Origin of the sequence: Terrimonas alba, from assembly GCF_042434975.1 — a bacterium.
Classification (GTDB): domain Bacteria; phylum Bacteroidota; class Bacteroidia; order Chitinophagales; family Chitinophagaceae; genus Terrimonas_B; species Terrimonas_B alba.
Genome location: NZ_JBHMQM010000005.1, coordinates 78,129 through 98,810 on the forward strand (window position 1 = coordinate 78,129; position 20,682 = coordinate 98,810).

General features: G+C 41.9%; 17 protein-coding genes. 14 read left to right on the forward strand and 3 right to left on the reverse strand.

The annotated features are described in order from the left end of the window. Positions 1–96 precede the first annotated feature (96 nt). From allB to ACFEL9_RS15255, 7 genes are all read left to right on the forward strand, one after another. Positions 97–1,479, forward strand: coding sequence for an allantoinase AllB (allB, locus tag ACFEL9_RS15225; protein WP_385891674.1), 1,383 nt, complete (start codon positions 97–99; stop codon positions 1,477–1,479). A gap of 74 nt (positions 1,480–1,553) precedes the next feature. Continuing rightward, positions 1,554–2,795, forward strand: a complete 1,242-nt coding sequence (locus ACFEL9_RS15230; RefSeq protein ID WP_385891677.1) for a M20 family metallo-hydrolase — start codon at positions 1,554–1,556, stop codon at positions 2,793–2,795. A 14-nt stretch (positions 2,796–2,809) separates the two neighbouring features. After that, positions 2,810–3,556 carry a (S)-ureidoglycine aminohydrolase gene (allE, locus tag ACFEL9_RS15235; protein WP_385891679.1) on the forward strand — a complete coding sequence of 249 codons (747 nt, stop codon included), beginning with the start codon at positions 2,810–2,812 and terminating at the stop codon, positions 3,554–3,556. 78 nt (positions 3,557–3,634) lie between these two features. Beyond that, positions 3,635–4,138 carry a 2-oxo-4-hydroxy-4-carboxy-5-ureidoimidazoline decarboxylase gene (uraD, locus tag ACFEL9_RS15240; protein ID WP_385891682.1) on the forward strand — a complete coding sequence of 168 codons (504 nt, stop codon included), beginning with the start codon at positions 3,635–3,637 and terminating at the stop codon, positions 4,136–4,138. A 39-nt stretch (positions 4,139–4,177) separates the two neighbouring features. After that, positions 4,178–4,516 (forward strand): hydroxyisourate hydrolase, encoded by a 339-nt coding sequence (gene uraH / locus ACFEL9_RS15245; protein WP_385891684.1) that lies wholly within the window; start codon positions 4,178–4,180, stop codon positions 4,514–4,516. 208 nt (positions 4,517–4,724) lie between these two features. Next, positions 4,725–6,173 carry a DUF6986 family protein gene (locus tag ACFEL9_RS15250; protein WP_385891686.1) on the forward strand — a complete coding sequence of 483 codons (1,449 nt, stop codon included), beginning with the start codon at positions 4,725–4,727 and terminating at the stop codon, positions 6,171–6,173. A 109-nt stretch (positions 6,174–6,282) separates the two neighbouring features. After that, positions 6,283–7,410, forward strand: coding sequence for a saccharopine dehydrogenase family protein (locus ACFEL9_RS15255; RefSeq protein ID WP_385891689.1), 1,128 nt, complete (start codon positions 6,283–6,285; stop codon positions 7,408–7,410). 119 nt (positions 7,411–7,529) lie between these two features. On the opposite strand, the gene ACFEL9_RS15260 is transcribed toward ACFEL9_RS15255, so the two are convergent. After that, positions 7,530–8,129 carry a NifU family protein gene (locus ACFEL9_RS15260; RefSeq protein WP_385891692.1) on the reverse strand — a complete coding sequence of 200 codons (600 nt, stop codon included), beginning with the start codon at positions 8,127–8,129 and terminating at the stop codon, positions 7,530–7,532. Positions 8,130–8,270: 141 nt separating this feature from the next. Between ACFEL9_RS15260 and ACFEL9_RS15265 the strand changes: the two genes are divergently transcribed. Beyond that, positions 8,271–8,624 (forward strand): arsenate reductase family protein, encoded by a 354-nt coding sequence (locus tag ACFEL9_RS15265; RefSeq protein WP_385891695.1) that lies wholly within the window; start codon positions 8,271–8,273, stop codon positions 8,622–8,624. 3 nt (positions 8,625–8,627) lie between these two features. On the opposite strand, the gene ACFEL9_RS15270 is transcribed toward ACFEL9_RS15265, so the two are convergent. Next, entirely contained in the window at positions 8,628–9,863 is a 1,236-nt protein-coding gene (locus tag ACFEL9_RS15270; RefSeq protein WP_385891697.1) for a TCR/Tet family MFS transporter, read from the reverse strand. Positions 9,864–10,188: 325 nt separating this feature from the next. On the opposite strand from ACFEL9_RS15270, the gene ACFEL9_RS15275 reads away from it, so the two are divergent. After that, the gene (locus ACFEL9_RS15275; protein ID WP_385891699.1) at positions 10,189–11,061 is read left to right on the forward strand and encodes an OmpA family protein; all 873 of its coding nucleotides are present in this window, start codon (positions 10,189–10,191) and stop codon (positions 11,059–11,061) included. Positions 11,062–11,365: 304 nt separating this feature from the next. Next, entirely contained in the window at positions 11,366–13,822 is a 2,457-nt protein-coding gene (locus tag ACFEL9_RS15280) for an outer membrane beta-barrel protein (protein WP_385891701.1), read from the forward strand. 78 nt (positions 13,823–13,900) lie between these two features. Here the strand turns inward: ACFEL9_RS15280 and ACFEL9_RS15285 are convergent, their stop codons facing one another. Then, positions 13,901–14,779 carry a helix-turn-helix domain-containing protein gene (locus ACFEL9_RS15285; protein WP_385891703.1) on the reverse strand — a complete coding sequence of 293 codons (879 nt, stop codon included), beginning with the start codon at positions 14,777–14,779 and terminating at the stop codon, positions 13,901–13,903. Positions 14,780–15,225: 446 nt separating this feature from the next. Here ACFEL9_RS15285 and ACFEL9_RS15290 point away from each other — a divergent pair, with 446 nt between their 5' ends. The 4 genes from ACFEL9_RS15290 (at position 15,226) to ACFEL9_RS15305 (ending at position 20,678) form a co-directional block, all read left to right on the forward strand. Beyond that, complete coding sequence (locus ACFEL9_RS15290; RefSeq protein WP_385891705.1) at positions 15,226–16,785, forward strand: hypothetical protein; 1,560 nt, start codon at positions 15,226–15,228, stop codon at positions 16,783–16,785. 125 nt (positions 16,786–16,910) lie between these two features. Beyond that, positions 16,911–19,268 (forward strand): ATP-dependent helicase, encoded by a 2,358-nt coding sequence (locus ACFEL9_RS15295; protein WP_385891707.1) that lies wholly within the window; start codon positions 16,911–16,913, stop codon positions 19,266–19,268. A 183-nt stretch (positions 19,269–19,451) separates the two neighbouring features. Next, complete coding sequence (locus ACFEL9_RS15300; protein WP_385891709.1) at positions 19,452–20,021, forward strand: peroxiredoxin; 570 nt, start codon at positions 19,452–19,454, stop codon at positions 20,019–20,021. A 60-nt stretch (positions 20,022–20,081) separates the two neighbouring features. Continuing rightward, a complete protein-coding gene (locus tag ACFEL9_RS15305) occupies positions 20,082–20,678 on the forward strand; it encodes a carboxymuconolactone decarboxylase family protein (protein ID WP_385891711.1) in 597 nt (198 codons plus the stop codon). The last annotated feature ends 4 nt before the right edge of the window (positions 20,679–20,682 follow it).

Below are 20,682 nucleotides of genomic sequence, written 5' to 3' on the forward strand. Positions count from 1 at the left end.
CATCCTAAAGTAAAACATTGTTTTGATTATTTTTAGGAAAGCAGGGGCACACAGGACACAACGTGGTGAACTTAGTGTTCCAATAAATTTTCAAATATGCTTCGAACGGCAATAGTCAGTAACCGTGTCGTTACCCCGCATGGGATACGAAAAGCGTTTGTTTGCATCAATAATGGAAAGATCGAAGAGGTGACGGATGAGTTGCCGGGAAAAGATTTCGCAATAATTGATGCGGGTGATAATGTTTTGATGCCCGGCCTTGTTGACCCGCATGTTCATATCAATGAACCGGGAAGAACAGAGTGGGAGGGTTTTGATACAGCTACTAAGGCGGCGATTGCAGGCGGTATAACGACATTGGTCGATATGCCGTTGAATTCATCACCGGTGACAACAACGGTAAAAGCGTTTGAAGAAAAGATAAAGGCGACGACCGGAAATGGTCAGACCGAGACGGTCAGACTAAATAAACTTCATTGCAACTGCGGTTTTTGGGGAGGCATCATTCCCGGCAATGAAAAGGAGATAGAACCATTGATAGAAAAAGGAGTACTGGGATTTAAGGCATTTCTCACCCATTCCGGTATTGATGAATTTCCCAATGTAACAGAAGAAGATTTGAGAAAGGCAATGCCAATTATCGCAAAATATGATTTGCCATTACTGGTCCATTGCGAATTGTCAACCCCCATTTCCCAGCCCCCACTCCCCACTCGCCTCTACCAAAACTATCTTTCATCACGACCTAAAAAATGGGAAGACGATGCCATTGCATTAATGATCCGGTTGTGTGAAGAGTTTAACTGCCGCACTCATATTGTTCACCTGTCATCGGCCGATTCTATTGAGCAAATCGTTAAAGCAAAAGAAAAAAGCCTGCCTGCCGGCAGGCAGGGATTGCCGTTAACAGTTGAAACGGGCCAGCATTATTTATACTTCAGCGCCGAAGAAATTAAAGATGGACAAACAGTGTTCAAATGCGCACCGCCCATAAGAGAGAAAGAGAATAATGAAAAACTATGGCAGTCATTGAAGGAAGGTATCATTGATTTTGTGGCTACCGATCACTCACCGGCGCCGTCCGGTATGAAGGAATTAACAACCGCCGATTTTATGAAAGCATGGGGTGGCATTTCTTCCATACAGTTTGCATTACCGGCCTTATGGACAGCAGCTAGAAAACACGATTGCAACATCACCGACCTAGCCAAATGGCTTTGTGAAAAGCCGGCTGTACTGCCCGGTCTGCAACAACGCAAAGGAAAAATTGAAAAAGGTTATGATGCTGACCTGGTAGCCTGGAACCCGGAGAAAAGTTTTATTGTAAAAGAAGAAATGATCCATCACCGGCATAAGCTGACACCTTATCTTGGAGAAGAGTTGTTTGGCGTGGTAGCGCAAACCTGGTTAGCCGGTGAAAAAGTTTTTGATAAGGGTGAATTTGTTTTTGGTAAAGGGAGCATGCTATTAAAAAAATAAGGAACATAACGGCCACAAGGATTAACACAAGGACACAACGCCGTGTCCTTTGTGCTCCAAAAATAATTTGGCTCATGAATTATTTACAAAGAGCAAAAAAAATTTTACTGCGAATCGATGAACTGGCTGCTATCAGCGAGGATGAAGGTTTTATTGCCCGCACGTATGGCACACCGGCTTTTTTGGAGGCAAGGAATAAAGTGGAACAATGGATGAAGGAAGCCGGGTTATCAACAAGAGTAGATAATATCGGTAATATCCGCGGCAAACTTTTATCTAATGATCCCAATGCCAAAACCTTTGTCATCGCTTCGCATATAGATACCGTGATCAATGCCGGCAAATTCGACGGCCCACTCGGGGTGATAGCGGGTCTTGATATTCTTGAAAGACTTGTTCAATCAAAGACGACACTTCCCTTTCATATTGAACTGATCGGTTTTTGTGATGAAGAAGGCTGTCGATTTCATACTACCTACCTGGGCAGTAAAGCCGTTGCCGGTTGTTTCGATAATCATCTGTTACAAATAAAAGATGAAGCAGGACAACAATTAGCAGATGTCATTGAAGCAAATGGCGGGAATGTCAATGAGCTGGCTAACGATGTCATTCCAAAAGAGCAATGGCTGGGTTATTACGAAATACATATCGAACAGGGTCCTGTTTTGTATGAAAAAAATATTCCCGTTGCCGTTGTTACTGGCATTGCCGGTCAGTATAGAGCTGGCATCATTTTCAATGGTGAAAACGGTCATGCGGGTACAGTACCAATGACCCTGCGAAAAGATGGTCTTGCCTGTGCCGCCGAATTTGTACTGGCAGTGGAAAGTTTTGCAAAGCAGTATGCCAACCTGGTGGCTACCGTTGGCAAGCTTCACATCATTCATCCGGCCAGTAATGTTATACCCGGCGAAGTGATCGTGAGTCTTGATCTTCGTAGTGATAATGAAGAACTGCTGGTATCTTCTTACGCTGCTATTCAAAAGTTGGCAGAGGAAATTTGTCAAAAAAGAAACTGTGTGCTGGAGTGGAATCTGATTCAATACAACAAGCCTGTTATTTGCGATACATCAATGAGCCGGATGCTGGCTCAATCAATTAATAAGTCCGGGCAGGAGTTGGTGACATTGGTAAGCGGTGCCGGTCATGACGCCGTAACCATTTCCACGGTAGCACCTGTGTCGATGCTATTTGTCAAATGCTTTAAAGGCATTAGTCATAACCCGCTTGAAAATGTAGAGCCGGAAGATATAGCGGCAGCCATTGAAGTTTCCGATAACTTTATACAACAATTAATAAGGAGCAATAACTTGTAACATTATTTTTTTGCATGGAAATATCTGCATTAACCCGTACGGTCGTTAAACCAAATCATGCGATCATCGCACCCGATGGTTATATCAATAGCACAGTGCCCGGCTGGACTGGTTGTACGGTAAATGTGATCATCAATGAAGCAATGGGAGCTGGTCTCTGCCAAACCCTGGTAACAGCGGGGAAGGACTGTAAGCTTATTGGTGCCACGAAAGAATCACAATTATTCTTTTATATCATCAGCGGTAAGTTAAAGGCAACGGTCAGTGGAAAAATAAAAATGATGACCAGTGGTCAATTCATTTATGTACCCATTGGTAAAGCATATAAACTGGAAAATATAAAAGAAGGAACGCAGCTATTAAGTTTTCACAAGGTATATGAAAAGCTGGAAGGCTATGATGTCCCCGGAATCATTTTCGGCAACGCTGCTGAAGTGCCTGCCCCGGCTTATTTGGGTGATAAGGCTTTGCGTTTACAGGTGTTGCTGCCGGACAATCTTTCCTTTGACATGGCGGTAAATATTTTTACCTATGACCCGGGTGGTCATTTGCCAATGGTTGAAACGCATATTATGGAACATGGTTTGTTGTACTTACGGGGACAAGGTATTTATATGCTGGATCATCAATGGTACCCGGTGAAAAAAGGAGACTCGATCTGGATGGCGCCGTATTGCCAGCAGTGGTTTACGGCAATGGGAAAAGAACCGGCGGTTTATATCTACTACAAGAATGTAAACCGGTTTCCGACAAAAGTGTAATGTGATGTAGCCAGCAGCAGTACTACTATCAGCTTCGGTTGCGTCGCACCCTTCAACGTACAGTAAATTGATTGTGCTATGACCTTACATGAATTGAACCTCTTACCCAAACAGCAACTCCGCGACGAGTTGATGAAATGCTGCGGCTCACAGGCATGGGTTGAAAAAATGCTGCCATTTTTCCCCGCAGATGATATGGTAGAACTATTAGAAGACGCCGAAGAGCAATGGTTCAAATGCAGTGAAAAAGACTGGAAAGAAGCTTTTGCACAACACCCGAAGATCGGCGACATAGAATCGCTGGAAGAAAAATTTGCTTCCACAGCCACATGGGCTGCCGGTGAACAGGGAGCAATAAAAACCGCTTCATCAGAAACGCTGCAGCAATTAAAAGAGGCGAACCAGCAGTATGAAGAGAAGTTCGGTTATATTTTTATCGTATGTGCTGCAGGAAAGTCTGCAAATGAAATGCTGGGTATGTTACAAACACGTTTACAAAACAGTCCCGAGGTAGAAATTGAAATAGCAGCGGATGAGCAAAACAAGATCACTAAACTTAGGATCGAAAAAATATTGGAATAATCGTTAATCCTTCCTGTTAGGGGAGGCTCGGAGGGGTTTATGAGCCAGGTCACCACACATATACTTGATACCAGTAAGGGCCGCCCGGCACAGGGTATCACTGTCATCCTTTATATTGGTCAGAATGACGAATGGGATGAAATAGCCCGGGGCATTTCTGACGCCGATGGAAGAGTTACAGATCTTTTGGAAAAAGGTATTTTGTTACAACATGAAATTTATAAACTGAGATTTGAAACGAAAGACTATTTTGACAAAAACCAGGTAACAACATTCTATCCTTATGTAGAGATCATCTTTGATATTACTACGGATGAACATTACCATATTCCATTATTATTAAATCCATTTGGCTATAGTACCTATAGAGGCTCTTAGTAACACAACAGATACAACGAACACGAAACTGTCGGGTGAAATCTAATACGCAGAATAATTGAACCACGAAGGCACGACGTCACAAAGGGCACGGAGTAACTAAACTTTGTATATCTCTGTGTCCTTGTGTCTTGGTGGTTCAAAAATATTTAACACAAAAGTCATCTGCATAATACAAGTACCGCAGCCGAATCCTTAAATTAATGTCATGAATCTTTCCATCAACGAAGCAGACATAGAAAGCATACTCGGCAGCTTAAAAGTTGCCAATCTCAGGTTTCAGCAAACCTATCCGGGCGACAAGCCTGACCGTCAGCCCGTACACACTGTTTATGGAGGCGCCAACCTTTTCAAATCTGACACCTGCGTAAAAATGGGCGAGATTGCCCTGAAAAGTTTGCAAACCTATGCGCCCAACTTCGTGGTATTGGCCGATGTGCTGCATTTGGAAGGATTTGTTCACCTGCCGTCTTCAGAGAAGAAGGTTGAACGATTGGTGAAAGACCTTGATAAGATGAGTGAAAAGAAAAGAAAAAATCACCCGGCATGGCTTCCCTATTCCGTTTATAAAAAGATCATTCATAAGTTACAAACAGAAGCCGTTGAAGATTTTCGCATCGACTTTGAAGATGGATTTGGCAACCGGTCTGATGACGAAGAGGATGCTACGGCAGTAGCTGCGGCAAATGAGCTGGCTACCGGCATGAAGAAAAAAACAATCTCTCCATTTATCGGCATCCGGATAAAGCCTTTTACGGAAGATCTGAAATACCGGGGTGTAAAAACGCTGGATATTTTCCTGGCAACGCTGTTGGAAAAGACAAAAGGAAAGCTGCCGGATAATTTCGTGGTTATGCTTCCCAAGGTGACGATTCCCGAACAGGTCACGGCCCTGGTAAGACTGTTTGAAATCATCGAAACAAAAAATCATTTACCATCGGGCTCACTGAAAATGGAAACAATGGTGGAAGCTACCCAGATCATCATGGATGAAGAAGGAAGAAACCCGCTGATGAGAATCATCAAAGCCAGCGAAGGAAGATGTATCGCCGCACATTTTGGTACTTACGACTATACGGCTTCCTGCGGCATCACCGCCAGGTATCAAACTATGGCACATCCTGTTTGTGATTTTGCTCACCACATGACAAAAGTAGCATTGGGTGGCACCGGTATATTTTTATCCGATGGTGCTACGAACGTGATACCTGTTGCTCCTAATCGCGGTGAAAAATTATCAAAAGAAAAGATCAAAGAAAATGTTGAATCGGTGCACAATGCCTGGCGAATCGGTTATAGTCATACCATGCACTCACTTATCAATGGTTTTTACCAGGGCTGGGACCTGAACCCGGCACAACTTCCCATGCGCTATGCGGCTACCTATAATTTTTTCCTGAGCAGTTACAACGATGCGGTATTCCGGTTAAAAACATTTATTGAAAGAGCAGCTATATCTACCCTCACCGGGGATATTTTTGATGATGCCGCCACGGGCCAGGGTTTATTGAATTTTTTTTTAAAGGCCATGAATTGTGGAGCAATTTCCGAACAGGAAGCAACCGCTACCGGTCTCACCATTGACGAAATAAGAAGCCGCTCCTTTTATAAAATATTGCAAGGCAGGAGAGGTAAGAAAGAAGCTGCGAGCTTTTAGCTACGAGCTGCGAGACACCATCGGAAACTAATAAAACCTTGCTCGTGGCTCACAGCGCACGGCTCATAGCTTTTCTTCGTTTAAATTTGATCCACAAAACTTTCCTCCCATGACGATTGCTGTATTAGGAGCGGGTATGGTTGGCCGGGCCATTGCACAGGATTTAGCTAATGACTATGAGGTTACTTCCTTTGATTTTAGTGCTGAAAATCTTTCGCAGCTAAAAAGCAGGAATGATAAAATAGAAACTTTTATTGCTGATCTTTCGGACTTTAAGACTTACCCGGATCTTCTGCGATCATTTGATTTGGCAGTAACGGCGGTTCCGGGGTTTATGGGTTATAAAGCACTGGAAGCCGTGATCAATGCCGGAAAAAATGTTGTCGATATTTCATTCTTCCCTGAAGATGTGCTGCAACTGGATAAATTGGCAAAGGAGAAAAATGTAACGGTTATTACCGATTGCGGCGTGGCGCCTGGTATGAGCAATTTTATTATTGGCAGGTATAACGAAGAAATGACGGTCACTCATTTTGAATGCTATGTGGGCGGATTGCCCAAAGACAAAAAGCCACCTTTCCAGTACAAAGCACCTTTTTCCCCCATTGATGTAATCGAAGAGTATACCCGGCCGGCAAGATTAGTAGAGGCTGGCAATATTGTTATTAAACCGGCGCTGAGTGAACGGGAGCTGATGTGGTTTGAAGAAGTGGGCCAACTGGAAGCATTCAATACTGACGGGCTTCGTTCGCTTATTTACACGATGAAACATATTCCCGAGATGAAAGAAAAAACATTGCGCTATCCGGGACATATCGATCTGATCATTGCGTTACAACAAGCAGGCCTTTTTGATACGACTCCTATTTCTATAAAAGACACTGCGATTTCCCCGCTGGAGTTTACCTCAAAGCTGCTGATCAACGAATGGAAGCTGGGACCCGAAGAGGAAGAATTTACGATTATGAAAGTGATTGTAAAGGGTCAAAAAGACGGGCAGGAAAAAACAGTGGAGTATAATCTATTTGATCAATATGATCCTGCCAGTAAAACTTCGTCCATGGCCAGGACGACGGGCTATACCTGCACGGCCGCAGTCAATCTTATCACGAAAAATTTATTTACAGAAAAAGGTGTCTTTCCTCCTGAGTTGATTGGTAAACACAAAGACTGTTTTGATTTTGTGATCAATTACCTGGCGGAAAGAAATGTAAACTGGAAGGTGTCTGAACTGTGAGGCATAAGATGATTGGGATAAATGGCAAATGAAAAAAGCGGCACAAGCCGCTTTTTTATCTTAATAAGCTCATTAGTCTTAAAAAATCTGCCGGCAGGCAGACAGGTCCTGGTTCAGACTTATTCTGACTCTGCCACTACCTCTTTCACTTCCGGTATCATTCTCTTCATCATTCCTTCAATACCGGCTTTCAGTGTGATCATGGAAGAGGGGCATCCACTGCAACTTCCCTGCATGGCCAGGTTCACGGTACCGTCTTCGTAGCTTTTGAATTGGATAGCACCACCATCCATTTCTACCGCGGGGCGAACATAATTATCCAATAATTCTTTGATACGCTTAACCACATCATCATCATCGGCAGCTACGGCATTGCTACTTTCCGTTTTCATCGCGGCCACTTCTTCTTCATTCACTACAGGCTTTCCTTCTTCCAGGTATTCTTTCAAAAATTGGCGGATCGAGGGGATCACATCCTGCCAGTCTTCCGTGTCGCTGGTTTTGGTCAGCGTTACAAAATTGCTGGCTATAAACACTGCCTTAACAAAAGGAAAACCAAACAGTTCTGTTGCCAGCGGAGATGGTTTTGCACTTTCAATATCCGGAAAATCAATGCTTTTGCCCGGGTATAAAAGTTTGTTGGCTACAAACTTCATGGTTTCCGGGTTAGGGGTCATTTCAGTATAAATGCTGATAATGGGGCTGCCTGTCTTAATCATAAAACTCACAATTTGAGACGCAAAAATAACAATAATTCTTCGCCCTTGTTTAAAAAGCTGCGAAACATCGGCTTCTTAACAAGTCATTATTTGAGCCAAAAGCGCATATTTGCCAGATTTTTAAAAAACGATTTTCCAGGAATGAAAAAGATATACTACTTAGGCACCTGCAGCACTTGTGCTGCCATTATGAAAGAAACGGGCATTAATTCAGCAAAGGGTTTCGCAATGCAGGACATCAAAACGGATAAGATTACCGCCAAACAACTGGAAGAAATGAAGAAAATGGCCGGGAGTTATGAGGCACTTTTTAGCCGCCGTGCCTTAAAATACAAGGAGCTTGGGTTGAAAGATAAGCCGCTTACCGAAAAAGATTATCGCAATTATATTCTCGAAGAGTATACATTTCTTAAACGTCCCGTGGTAATCATCGGCGATAAAATCTTTATCGGCAGTGAAAAGAAAAATGTTGAATTGCTAAAGAAGTCCGTCTGACGATCAGGCTGCTTTCGCGGTCATTTCGGTCTTTTCTTTTTGCAAAACATAATAAGCGATCAGCACACTGACAAGCATAAACACGGCTGCCAACAGGAACGACACTCCCGGAAAATGAACCGGGGCGTTTTCTTTGGTGAAAAAATAAAAAAGGTAATTCATCAGTGGTGGGCCGATAATAGTGGTAAGACTCATCAGGCTTGTTAATGTCCCTTGTAATTCGCCTTGCTCATTGGGTGGCACATGACCCGCCAATATCGATTGTAATGCGGGGCCGGCGATACCACCCAGGCAATAAGGAACTAAGAATGCAAACATCATCCATCCTTCGGTGGCAAAGGCAAACAATACAAGGCCCAGTGTATACAAAAGCAGGCCGAGGTAAATACTTTTTTCATTGCCCAGTTTGGGATTGATCACCCTGGTAAGTCCACCCTGCACGCCACCGACTAATAGGCCTACCACAGCTAATGAAAGACCGACCATTTTTTCGCTCCAGTGAAAACGATAGATGGTAAAAAAATTCCAGTTACCCTGTACAGCCTGGGCAGCGAGATAGATCAGGAAAAATGAGAGAGCTAATCCGCCAATAGCAGGATATCTTTTTAATAATTGCAGGGAGCCAAGCGGGTTGGCTCTCTTCCAATGAAACTCACGGCGGTGTTCTTTACTTAATGATTCAGGTAATACAAAATAGCCATACAATGCATTTAACAGGCAAAGCACTGCTGCGGCATAAAAAGGAGCCCGGATACCAAAGCCCGCCAGCAGCCCACCCAACGCAGGACCGATAACGAAACCTAAACCGAAAGCAGCGCCGATCATTCCAAAGTTTTTGGCTCTTGTTTCCTGTGTGCTTACATCAGCGATATAGGCAGAGGCGGTGGTAAAGCTGGCGCCTGTAATGCCGGCGATAATGCGACCTACAAACAACCATCCATACGTAGGCGCCAGTGCCAGGAAAAGATAATCGATGCCAAAGCCTAATAAAGACGATAATAAAACAGGTCGCCTGCCATATTTATCACTTAAGTTGCCGATTACCGGTGCAAATAAAAATTGGGTAATTGCATACACAGATAATAACCAGGCGCCATATGGGCTGGCTTCATTGATGGAAATATTTTTTAACTGGGCAATCAGATCAGGCATCACGGGAATGATCAAACCCCATCCCATTACATCAATCAAAAGAGTAATGAAAATAAATCCAACCGCTGCTTTACGATCTTTTGCCATATATTTTTTTCTTGTGAAGCCGCAAAGTTGAAAGAAAATTTTTATGCAACGACTAATTTTCGGTAAAAAGCAAAATTTAACGTGTGAACTGATGACTACGTATGTTTTCGTTTGAAGACTGATGTTTCAACGTATAATCAACATAGATTTTTAAGGATCATTACTTTTGTCCCGAAACAGGCATGTTTTTGGAATACGATATTAACAAAGTTTCAATAAATGAACTTTTGTGTTCTGTTATCTTTGCTCTCCTTTGAAAACGTCATTGACAATATCCTTGAATTCGGAATTAAATAAATTTTTATTCATTTAAAACAAGTCCATTATGAATGTAAAACAAGTTGTACTTCCAGCCTTTGCTGCTGTATTTCTTTTTTCCTGCGTCAGCAGTAAAAAATTTAAAAAATCACAGGCTGACTATGCCGCTTTGCAAACGCAATACAACCAGTCTCAAACAGCTCTTACAACCTGCAATGATGAAAAAGCAAACCTGCAACGTCAAAAAAGTGGACTCGAAAATGATATCGCCAATCTCAATAAACAAATTGAGCTGTTAAAGCAAAACAACACACAGGCATTAAAGCAACTCGAAGATCTTTCTGTTATTACCAGCTCACAGGCAGAGAGTATCAAAAAATCAATGGAGAATATAGGTGCTAAGGATAGCTATATTCAGACATTGCAACAGCAAATGGCCCGTAAAGATTCATTAAACATGGCGCTGGTGATGAACCTGAAAGGCGCTATCGGCAATATGGCTGATGAGGATATCAATATCAAAGTGGATAAGGGCGTCGTATATATCGATATCTCGGATAAACTTCTTTTCAAAACAGCTAAGTTTGATGTAACACCACAGGCGAAAGTCGTATTGGGAAAAGTTGCCACTGTTTTGAAAAATCAGCCTGATATCGAATTCATGGTGGAAGGTCACACTGATAATGTAGAATACAAGGGTGGTGGTTATGTGCTGGACAACTGGGATCTGAGTGTAAAACGTGCAACATCGGTTGTAAGGATCCTGCAAAAACAATATGGTCTTGATCCTGCGAAGATGGCGGCTGCCGGTCGGGGTGAATACAAACCTGTTTCTGATAATGATACCAAAGAAGGAAGGGCTTCTAACCGCAGAACCAGAATTGTTATTCTCCCAATGCTTGATCAGTTCTTTAAATTATTAGAGACTCCTAAAAGCTAAAAGGTAAAAATGAGCAATACTGAAGAGCTGCCGCTAAATGTGGCAGCTCTTTATTTTTATAATGTGATTTGGTCGGACAGGGTGAAACGATTAAGAAATGTTGCTATTTCAATCAACTAACCGTTTCATTTAGCCTGACTTCTTCCAGGTCAAGCTCCGGTTCTTTACTGCGCATCAGCCGATGTAAAAAACCGACAACATTAACCTTGCTCTAACCCATTCGTCTTGCCTATTTTACTCCCCGTACCAATTAACTACGAAAAAATTCGTTTTAAGCTAATCTTTGGACAAATATTTCCAACACATGGGTCCGAGACTGCTTAGTATTTTCTGTTTTGTTTTATCTGTTGCTGCTAATGCTCAATCCATCAATCCGGACAAGATAATAGTGTCCATAACCAATGAAAAGGAATTACCACTCGAAAATGTTACTGTGGAGTTGCTGAAGGCGAAAGATTCTTCCCTGGTTAAAGCGGCACTCACCGATAATAAAGGAATTGCCGGGTTTGAAAAAATCTTGGTTGGTTCGTACCTCGTAAGAACAAGCATGGTGAATTATGGTGTACAATACGCCCCGCTTGAATTAGGCGAAAGCAACACCGATATAAACTCAATGAAAATATCTCTTTCACCACAGGCAACTCAGTTGGGCGCTGTTACGGTCACCGGCAAGAAACCATTTATTCAAAAGCTAAATGACAGGTTGATTGTAAATGTGGAGAACAGCATTGTAAATGCAGGAAGCTCAGCGATGGATGTGCTGGAACGTTCGCCCGGTGTAAGTGTGGATCAAAATGATATTTTTGGTTTGAGAGGTAAGCAGGGCGTTATTATTATGATCGATGGAAAGCCTTCTCCCATGACTGGTGCAGACCTTGCCAATTATCTGCGTGGACTTCCTTCCAATGCGATTGAGCGAATCGAAATCATCACCAATCCTTCCGCGAAATATGATGCGGCTGGTAACTCTGGTATCATTGATATAAGAATGAAAAAAGATCAGCGATTCGGTATCAATGGAACATTGACGGCTGGTTATGGCCAGGGAGTATATCCGAAAGCTAATGCCGGCGCAACATTCAACTATCGCAATAAAAAGCTCAACCTGTTTGGCAATTATAATTATGGCTATCGCAAAGGCCTTAACCATTTATACCTCGACCGTAATTTTTATGAAAATGGCATTTTTAAAGGGAGGGATCTGAAAGACAATTTTGCCCGCTTTCCATTTAATTCAAATGTAGCCCGTCTTGGCGCTGATTTTTTCCCGAACAAAAAAACAATTATTGGTTTTGTCGTCAACACAAACTTTAATCATTTCAGACGTACTACCGATAATAATGCAACGGTGATTGATGAGGCAGGACAACCTGTTTCAACCTTCCAAACAAGAGCAGGAAACAACGATCATTTCAACAATATAGTAGCCAATGTCAACTTCAAGCACAGTTTTGATAGTACCGGAAGGGAACTTACAGCTGACCTCGACTACGGAGAGTTTAATTTCAACTCCCTTTCCTATAATGCCACGAAATACTATAAAACGGATGGAACACCCTTGCAGGATGATTACCGGCTGGATGGCGACCAGGATGGAAAGCTAAAATTGAAAACAGGAAAAGTGGATTATGTGCATCCCTTAAAAAACAAAGCCAGGATAGAGACCGGTGGTAAAATCAGTTTTGTATCGAGTGATAATGAGGCTAAATTTTTTGATGTAAGTTCCGGCGTCCCCGAAAATGATATCAATAAGACCAACCATTTCTTTTATGAGGAAAACAACAATGCAGCGTATATCAATTTTAGTAAAGCGTATAAAAAATTTGACTGGCAGGTAGGGCTCCGCGGCGAACAAACAAATATTAAGACTCACCAGGTCAAAGGCAACATAAAGTTTGATTCCAGTTATTTCCAATTGTTTCCGAGTGCCTTTATCAATTATCATATAAAAGAGGATCAAACAGTAGGTGTATCAGTTAGCCGGCGCATTGACCGGCCCGGTTATTCGCAGCTCAATCCGTTTTTATTTCTTATCGATGTAACGACCTACGCCACTGGCAGCCCGGGTTTATTACCCCAACTCACCTGGTCCTATGAATTAAACTATACGTTGAAGAGTCTGAATTTTACATTGGGCTATAGCCACACAAAAAATAACCAAAATATCGCTATTGCCAGGTTCAAAGATGTATTTCCTAACATTCCTTCCGACGAAAATGTGACCATTCAAATCCCCATCAATCTTGAATCGTCTGATTATTTTGGATTAACCGTAGCGGCTCCGGTGCGTATCACGAAATGGTGGAATATGATCAACAACGGTAATCTCTACTACAATCATTTTAATGGAAATCTTGCAGGCACCACATTAAATAATGGCAGGCCTGCTTTTGATGTGAGCACCAACAACAGTTTTACGTTTAAAAAAGGGTGGGGTGCTGAGCTGAATGCCAGTTTCAATTCAGGCGGACAATATGGATTTATGGTGTCAAAGCCGCAATGGGGTTTATCAAGTGGTGTACAAAAAACAGTGCTGAAAAATAAAGGAACCGTTCGATTGAATGTTACAGATATCTTTTGGACCAACCGCCCAAGGGCTACTATTACTTATCCGGGCGTATATATTGAAAAATGGCATGCTTACCGTGAGAGTCGTGTAGCAACACTAAGTTTTACTTACCGGTTTGGTAGTAACAAAATCCAGGCGGCACGCAGAAGAACTACCGGATCAGAAGAAGAAAGGCAAAGAGCTGGAAACTAGAATTCAATAAAGTTGACAGTACATGAACCGAAATATAAATTTTTTAGTTTTCTCATGTTAATGTTCGGGCTGGTATTCTTACCGGCCCTCTTTTTTATGCAGGTTTTCCAATAGTTGAAGGTGAGGCTCCTTGTTTTTTAATGTGTTTTCCTGCAAAAACTGTCTCAGGTGTTTAAAGAAATGGCTGTGGTCGTAATATCCATACAAGGAATAATGAAAGGTTGCTGGTGAATTAGCCAAATGTGCTGTTGCTTTTCTTATTCGCATCACCTGCAGCGCTTGTTTGCCACTAATGCCGGTGCAGATTTCAAAATAACGTTGTAATGTACGGGTCGATATTCTGTGTTTTTCTGCCAGCTTTTCTATTGAGATCGTAAACTGGTTGGTTTGAAAACACTCATTTAAAATTTTGCTTACAATAGCAACGGGGTGCAATGAACCTTCATGATCTGCCAATAAGGAAAGAAAGTATTTGGAGAGAATATTAATCCGATCATCAAACGATCCTGCTTTTTTTACCTGGTCGATGATTGATTGATCCAATAAGTAACTCAGGGGAAAGATATAATCCTTGTATTCGGAAAAGTCGACCTTTTTCTGAAAGATCACCGGTGATATTCTAAACTTGATACCGAACAGATGATTCCCGGGCTTATGAAAACATTCGATTGCATTATATCTGGGCAGAAAACCATGTGTTTTCATGGGAATTTTTTTTTCGCCCACCTGCATTACAAAAGGGGTTCCCAGGTTGATGATATAGGTGTAGCCAAGATTGGGAAACTGGGCGTCAGAAAAGCCTCCGGGATATTGATCCCACAATCCATCAAAACGGGTTTCCCAAAAAAAATCGATAAAATGCGACAAACCAGCAGGCGGGGGAATGCGGTGATAGTTGTCATCAAAATGATCGATATGAAAAAACTCGATATGCTGCACGTGGGGTTGAAAATGCAAAGATAAAGATGTATGGACTTGGCGAAATCCAGTAACCAGTGTAGCAAAACAGGCTGAAAACCAAAAAGATCAAAAAAAGTTTAAGAAATTTTAACACGCAATCCAATAATCACCTATTTTAGCGGGCCTTTAAAACAAAAAAGGCCCTTCCGTAGAAACGGACTGACCTCTAACGATTGCTTGCCATATGAAAAATTTTCGAAGTAGATCTTTGTAGCCGCCTTGTAGCGGTTTGTTTTTACAGGTTCTGCTTCCTAATTTTGACCTCTAACGAACTTTTGCCTCTCTAACGACTGCTTGCTGTATGAATCCTGTAACAACAACACAAATGTAGCCCGGCTTTTGCGACCGTTCAAAACAAGTTAACGCAGTTTTGCTCATGTCAAACGGGCTCAAAAAGTAATCAAAACCTTACTGATGGCTTATTCCATGAAAATTTCTGCCCGATGTCCAACCGTTCCCACGATATATTATTTCAATTAATAAAGTCTCTTGAAAAGGCAGAAAAGAGACATTTTAAGCTCTATATCAAGCGCAGCTCCGCAAACGAAGACCTAAAAATCGTCCGTCTCTTTGATGCCATCGACAAATTGGAGGCATATGACGAGAAAGTGTTATTGAAAAGACTACCCGGAACTGAGAAAAGGCAGTTATATAATCTCAAAACCCATCTTTATAAGGAAATACTCGCCAGTCTTCGACTATTAAAAAGCGCTGATAGCATTGATTTGCAATTAAATGAACAGTTCGACTATGCTCATATTCTTTATAAAAAAGGCCTGTTTCAGCAAAGCCTGAAAATACTGGAGAGAGCTAAAGAACTGGCTAAAACAAATCAAAAATTCTATTTTCTTGCACAGGCGGTAGCACTTGAAAAAAGAATAGAGAACCTGCATATTACACACAGTATAAAAAGCAGGGCTGAGGTGCTGGCAAAGGAAGCTAACGAAGTCAGCCGGCATATCGATGTTATGGCACGGCTGAGCAACCTGTCATTACAACTGCTGAGCTGGTTTACATTGCATGGCCATGCTCGTAATGAAAGGGATGAAGCCGGCGTAAAAAAATTCATGCAGGAAAATCTGCCCCCTGGCATAGAACGGCTCGACGGATTTTATGAAAAGCTGTATTTATTTCAATGCTATTGCTGGTATGCATTTATTCGACAGGATTTTTTACAATACTATCGCTATGCACAAAAATGGGTGGACCTGTTCCGTTCCCAGCCTTTGATGATAAGGGTTGAAACAAGTCATTATATCAAGGGCCTGCATTACTTATTAAATGCGCATTTTGACCTTCGTAACTACAAGCAATTCGATGTTGTTTTAAAAGAGTTTGAAGCTTTTGCTGAAACCGACCGGGTGAAGGAACATGACAACTTCAGGATACAGGCCTTTGTGTATATCAGCACCGCCAAAATCAATCAGCACTTTATGATGGGCACTTTTAAAGAAGGCTTGAAAGCGGTGCCGGATATCGAAGAAAAGCTGGAAGAAAATGCGCTTTTCCTGGATCGTCATCGTATCATGGTGTTGAATTATAAAATAGCGACTTTATATTTCGGAAGTGGTGATTACAGCACTTGTATCGATTATCTCCAAAAAATCATTTATGAAACAGGCGAACTTCGGACCGATTTGCAATGCTACGCACGGCTGCAACATTTATTAGCGCATTATGAATTGGGCAACTACGAGATCATGGAGTCTTTGACGAAATCCGTGTATCGGTTTATGGCAAAAATGCAGAACCTGACGGTAGTGGAGGAAGAAATGTTTCGCTTCCTGCGTCATTCATTTCATAATATACCTGCCAAAAAATTAAAACCCGAGCTGGAGGTGTTTTTACAAAAGATCAAACACCTTGAAAAAAGCCGTTTTGAAACAAGGGCCTTTGCTTATCTCGATATTATTTCATGGGTAGAAAGTAAAGTGTATGCAAAGCCCATGAGTGAAATCATTCACAACAAATACCTGCAAAGTAAAAGAAGGGTTAAAAGCTAATGGCTTATAGGCAGCAATAATCGAGAAGGAATATTTATTTACAAACAAGCCCCTCCCTCCCATCATAGCGTCGTAAATTGCGCCCATGCAACCCGCAGGTGAGCCTCGGGGTGTATTATAATATTATGCAAGATTATCTAAAAGGATTGAACGAGCGGCAGAAAGAAGCCGTACTACATAAAGACGGCCCAATTATGATCATAGCGGGTGCCGGCAGTGGAAAAACAAAAGTATTGACCACCCGCATTGCCCACCTTATGGCGCAGCACCATGTAGATGCTTTCAATATCCTGGCGCTGACCTTTACCAACAAGGCCGCTAAGGAAATGAAAGAAAGGGTTGAAAAAATTCTTGGTAATAACGAAGCGAGAAATCTATACATCGGCACCTTTCACAGTGTATTTGCCAGGATATTGCGTAGTGAAGCTCATCGGCTGGGTTATCCCAATAGCTTTACCATTTACGATACGGATGATGCCAAGAGTGTGGTAAAGACGGTAATCAATGAGCTGAACCTCGACGATAAACATTATAAACCTGCTACAGTTTATAACCGGATTTCTGCTGCTAAAAATGCATTGGTAGGTCCGGCTGAGTATGCTACTGATTATTATTTACAACAGGAAGATATGCGTGGCAATCGTCCTGCCATCGCTCAGATCTATGCAGCTTATGTAAAACGCTGTTTTAAAAACGGCGCCATGGATTTTGACGATCTGTTGCTGAAGTTTTATGAGTTGCTTAAAAATTTTCCTGACAGCCTTAGTAAATACCAGCACAAGTTCAAATACATACTTATTGATGAATACCAGGATACTAATCCGGCGCAGTATGAAGTGGTGAAATTATTAGGCGCTATGCATGAAAATGTCTGCGTGGTGGGTGATGATGCGCAAAGCATTTATAGTTTCCGCGGTGCTACGATCCAGAATATTCTTCAGTTTCAAAAAGATTATGATGAAGTGAAAGTGGTGAAGTTGGAACAGAACTATCGAAGTACACAAAGTATTTTACATGTCGCCAACGAAGTGATCAGTAATAACAAGAGCCAGATTGAAAAGGTCTTATTCACCGAAAATAAAGAAGGTGAAAAAATAAAATTAGTTCGTACGGCAACAGATAATGAAGAGGGAAAGTTTGTAGCCGATACAATCCAGGAACAAAAGCTTCGCAATCATTACAGCAATAAAGACTTTGCGGTGCTTTACCGTACCAACGCCCAGAGCCGCTCTTTTGAAGAAAGTCTTCGCCGGATGGGTATTGCGTATACCATTTACGGGGGTCTTAGTTTTTACCAGCGTAAGGAAATAAAAGATATGGTGGCTTACCTGCGGTTGCTGGTGAATACAAAAGATGAAGAAGCACTTAAGAGAATTATCAACTATCCGGCAAGAGGCATTGGCAAAACAACCGTTGATAAGGCGATTTTGCTAGCCAATGAAAATAATATTTCCATGTGGGACGTGTTGGACAATGCAGCGAAGTTTGGCTTCAGGTCAGGCACACTGGAATCCATAGAAGAGTTTGTAACCATGATAAAAAGCTTTACCAGCATGTTGCAAACCAAAAATGCCTATGAAGTAGCATTTCATGTTGGCAAGCAAACGAATATTGTTAAAGAACTTTTCAATGATAAAAGCACCGAGGGGGTGCAGCGATATGAACATATCCAGGAATTATTGAATAGTATTAAAGAATGGACCGAGAGCCCAGACAATGAAGAAGGTGAGTTGGTCGATAAAGGTCTTGCCGCTTATTTGCAACAAATCACTTTATTAACCGATGCAGACAATAAAGACCCGGATGCAGATACGGTGAAACTTATGACCATTCATGCCGCCAAAGGCCTTGAGTTTAGTTGTGTATTTGCGGCAGGCCTGGAGGAAATGCTTTTTCCCAATGCCATGAGTATAAATACAAGGGAGGAGCTGGAGGAAGAAAGACGATTATTTTATGTAGTAATTACAAGGGCTAAAAGCCGGCTGTGGATTACCTACGCCAATACACGATATAAATTTGGCTCATTGGTACAAAATGAGCCCAGCCGTTTTATTGATGAGTTGCCGGAAAAATATCTTGATCGCAGCTTTGCCGGAGGCGGTGTAAAAAACCAGGGTGGTAGCAAATGGGGTACGGCGAGCGGGTACGAAAGAATGAATAATGGCTGGGGTGTTTCACCTGCCCAGCAAGCTGAAAAAAGATATGGCCCCCCACCTGCGAAGCGAAAAGAAGAAACACCGGCTTACCTGGGACCTAAATCGGCTTATCAAAAAGTGGTGGAGCATAAACCTTCTTTGGATTTTGTGGCCAGTGATACTTCTAATTTGCAGGTGGGTCAAAAAGTAGAGCATCAAAAATTTGGTTTTGGTGAAGTCATTAAAATGGAAGGAGCCGCGCATAACCCGATTGCCACGGTTAAGTTTGAGCATAATGGGGAAAAGAAAATTATGCTGAACTATGCGAAATTGAGAATCGTGGAATAGGACATTTTTCCTAAAAATATAATTGTATTATCGCCAATTATGATATAGAGAAAATCTATCGGTCATAGATTAATATTATCATTCTCTATATTCTCTCAATCCTATATTTGCACCCTTCTAACGAAGGCCGTTACGGTCTGCATTGCCCCCAAACGATTATTTATTTAAAAACAATTATAATTTATGAGCAACAGGGTATTATCCGTGGGAAGCCAGTTTCCTGCATTTAAGAAGAAGGCAGTGGTCTCCATCGAAAAAGGAAAGGAGTTTATTGATCTTACCAATGAGTATGCAACAAAAGAGGGTAAGTGGATGGTGATGTTCTGGTGGCCAAAAGACTTTACGTTTGTCTGCCCAACCGAAATTGCTGAATTCAATAAAAAAGCCGGGGAATTTTCTGATCGTGATGCCGTTTTGATTGGCGCTTCTACCGATTCAGAATTTGTACATGCAGCATGGAGAAAGAATCATGATGATTTGCGGAATTTAAAATTCCCGATGTTAGCTGACACATCTAAATCTCTGGCAGAAGAGCTGGGCATCCTGGACAACGAAGAAAAAATCGCTTACCGGGCCACTTATATTATCGATCCACACGGAATCGTACGCTGGGTAAGCATCAATGACCTGAGCGTGGGACGCAATGTACAGGAAGTGATTCGTGTACTGGACGCTCTTCAAACAGATGAGCTATGCCCCTGCAATTGGAAAAAGGGCGAGGAAACACTGAGTACGCAATTAAGCCTTAATTGATTTTTTCAATATAGAAACTAAAGGCAGGAATTGACCTGCCTTTGCTTTAAATGTAAGATCATGAGTGATACATTAATACAAAATGAAACATTTGCCAATCTGCTGGAAGACCTGCAGATACAGGATTATGCTCCTTCTGCAAATATGCAGGCACTGTTGCATGCAGAATCCCGTTTTATAAAAGATTTAAAGATCAATGTCAGTAATGCCATAAACAATACACAGCACCTTAGTCGTAAAGAAGCTCTTTTGCTGTCGCTGGCAGTGGCGGTCAACGAAAAATCAAAACTGTTACAAAAAAGCTTTACCAGCCTGGCAAAAGAAGAGGGAGCTACCGAAGCTGAGATCGCAGAGATGGTCGCTTGCACCTCGCTGATGAATACGAACAATGTATTTTACCGCTTCCGTCATTTCCTGGGCAAAGATTTTTATAACAACCAGCCGGCGGGAATTAAAATGAGTATTATGATGAACCCGGTGACAGGCAAGGAGTTTTTTGAACTGGCCAGCCTGGTCATTTCTTCTATCAATGGTTGTGAAATGTGCGTATCATCACATGAGCAGTCGGTGTTACAACATGGCAGCAGTGAATCAAAGGTATTTGAAGCTGTAAAAACGGGAGCTATTATCAGAGGACTGATCACAGCAATTTCATAAAGCC

What these genes read in the sequence shown, in the direction of transcription:
- allB (WP_385891674.1), top strand. Translation starts at nt 97, where the DNA reads ATGCTTCGAACGGCAATAGTCAGTAACCGTGTCGTTACCCCGCATGGG.
- uraH (WP_385891684.1), top strand. Translation starts at nt 4,178, where the DNA reads ATGAGCCAGGTCACCACACATATACTTGATACCAGTAAGGGCCGCCCG.
- ACFEL9_RS15290 (WP_385891705.1), top strand. Translation starts at nt 15,226, where the DNA reads ATGTCCAACCGTTCCCACGATATATTATTTCAATTAATAAAGTCTCTT.
- ACFEL9_RS15305 (WP_385891711.1), top strand. Translation starts at nt 20,082, where the DNA reads ATGAGTGATACATTAATACAAAATGAAACATTTGCCAATCTGCTGGAA.
- ACFEL9_RS15230 (WP_385891677.1), top strand. Translation starts at nt 1,554, where the DNA reads ATGAATTATTTACAAAGAGCAAAAAAAATTTTACTGCGAATCGATGAA.
- ACFEL9_RS15275 (WP_385891699.1), top strand. Translation starts at nt 10,189, where the DNA reads ATGAATGTAAAACAAGTTGTACTTCCAGCCTTTGCTGCTGTATTTCTT.
- ACFEL9_RS15270 (WP_385891697.1), bottom strand. Translation starts at nt 9,863, where the DNA reads ATGGCAAAAGATCGTAAAGCAGCGGTTGGATTTATTTTCATTACTCTT.
- ACFEL9_RS15255 (WP_385891689.1), top strand. Translation starts at nt 6,283, where the DNA reads ATGACGATTGCTGTATTAGGAGCGGGTATGGTTGGCCGGGCCATTGCA.
- ACFEL9_RS15280 (WP_385891701.1), top strand. Translation starts at nt 11,366, where the DNA reads ATGGGTCCGAGACTGCTTAGTATTTTCTGTTTTGTTTTATCTGTTGCT.
- ACFEL9_RS15260 (WP_385891692.1), bottom strand. Translation starts at nt 8,129, where the DNA reads ATGATTAAGACAGGCAGCCCCATTATCAGCATTTATACTGAAATGACC.
- uraD (WP_385891682.1), top strand. Translation starts at nt 3,635, where the DNA reads ATGACCTTACATGAATTGAACCTCTTACCCAAACAGCAACTCCGCGAC.
- ACFEL9_RS15300 (WP_385891709.1), top strand. Translation starts at nt 19,452, where the DNA reads ATGAGCAACAGGGTATTATCCGTGGGAAGCCAGTTTCCTGCATTTAAG.
- ACFEL9_RS15265 (WP_385891695.1), top strand. Translation starts at nt 8,271, where the DNA reads ATGAAAAAGATATACTACTTAGGCACCTGCAGCACTTGTGCTGCCATT.
- ACFEL9_RS15295 (WP_385891707.1), top strand. Translation starts at nt 16,911, where the DNA reads ATGCAAGATTATCTAAAAGGATTGAACGAGCGGCAGAAAGAAGCCGTA.
- allE (WP_385891679.1), top strand. Translation starts at nt 2,810, where the DNA reads ATGGAAATATCTGCATTAACCCGTACGGTCGTTAAACCAAATCATGCG.
- ACFEL9_RS15250 (WP_385891686.1), top strand. Translation starts at nt 4,725, where the DNA reads ATGAATCTTTCCATCAACGAAGCAGACATAGAAAGCATACTCGGCAGC.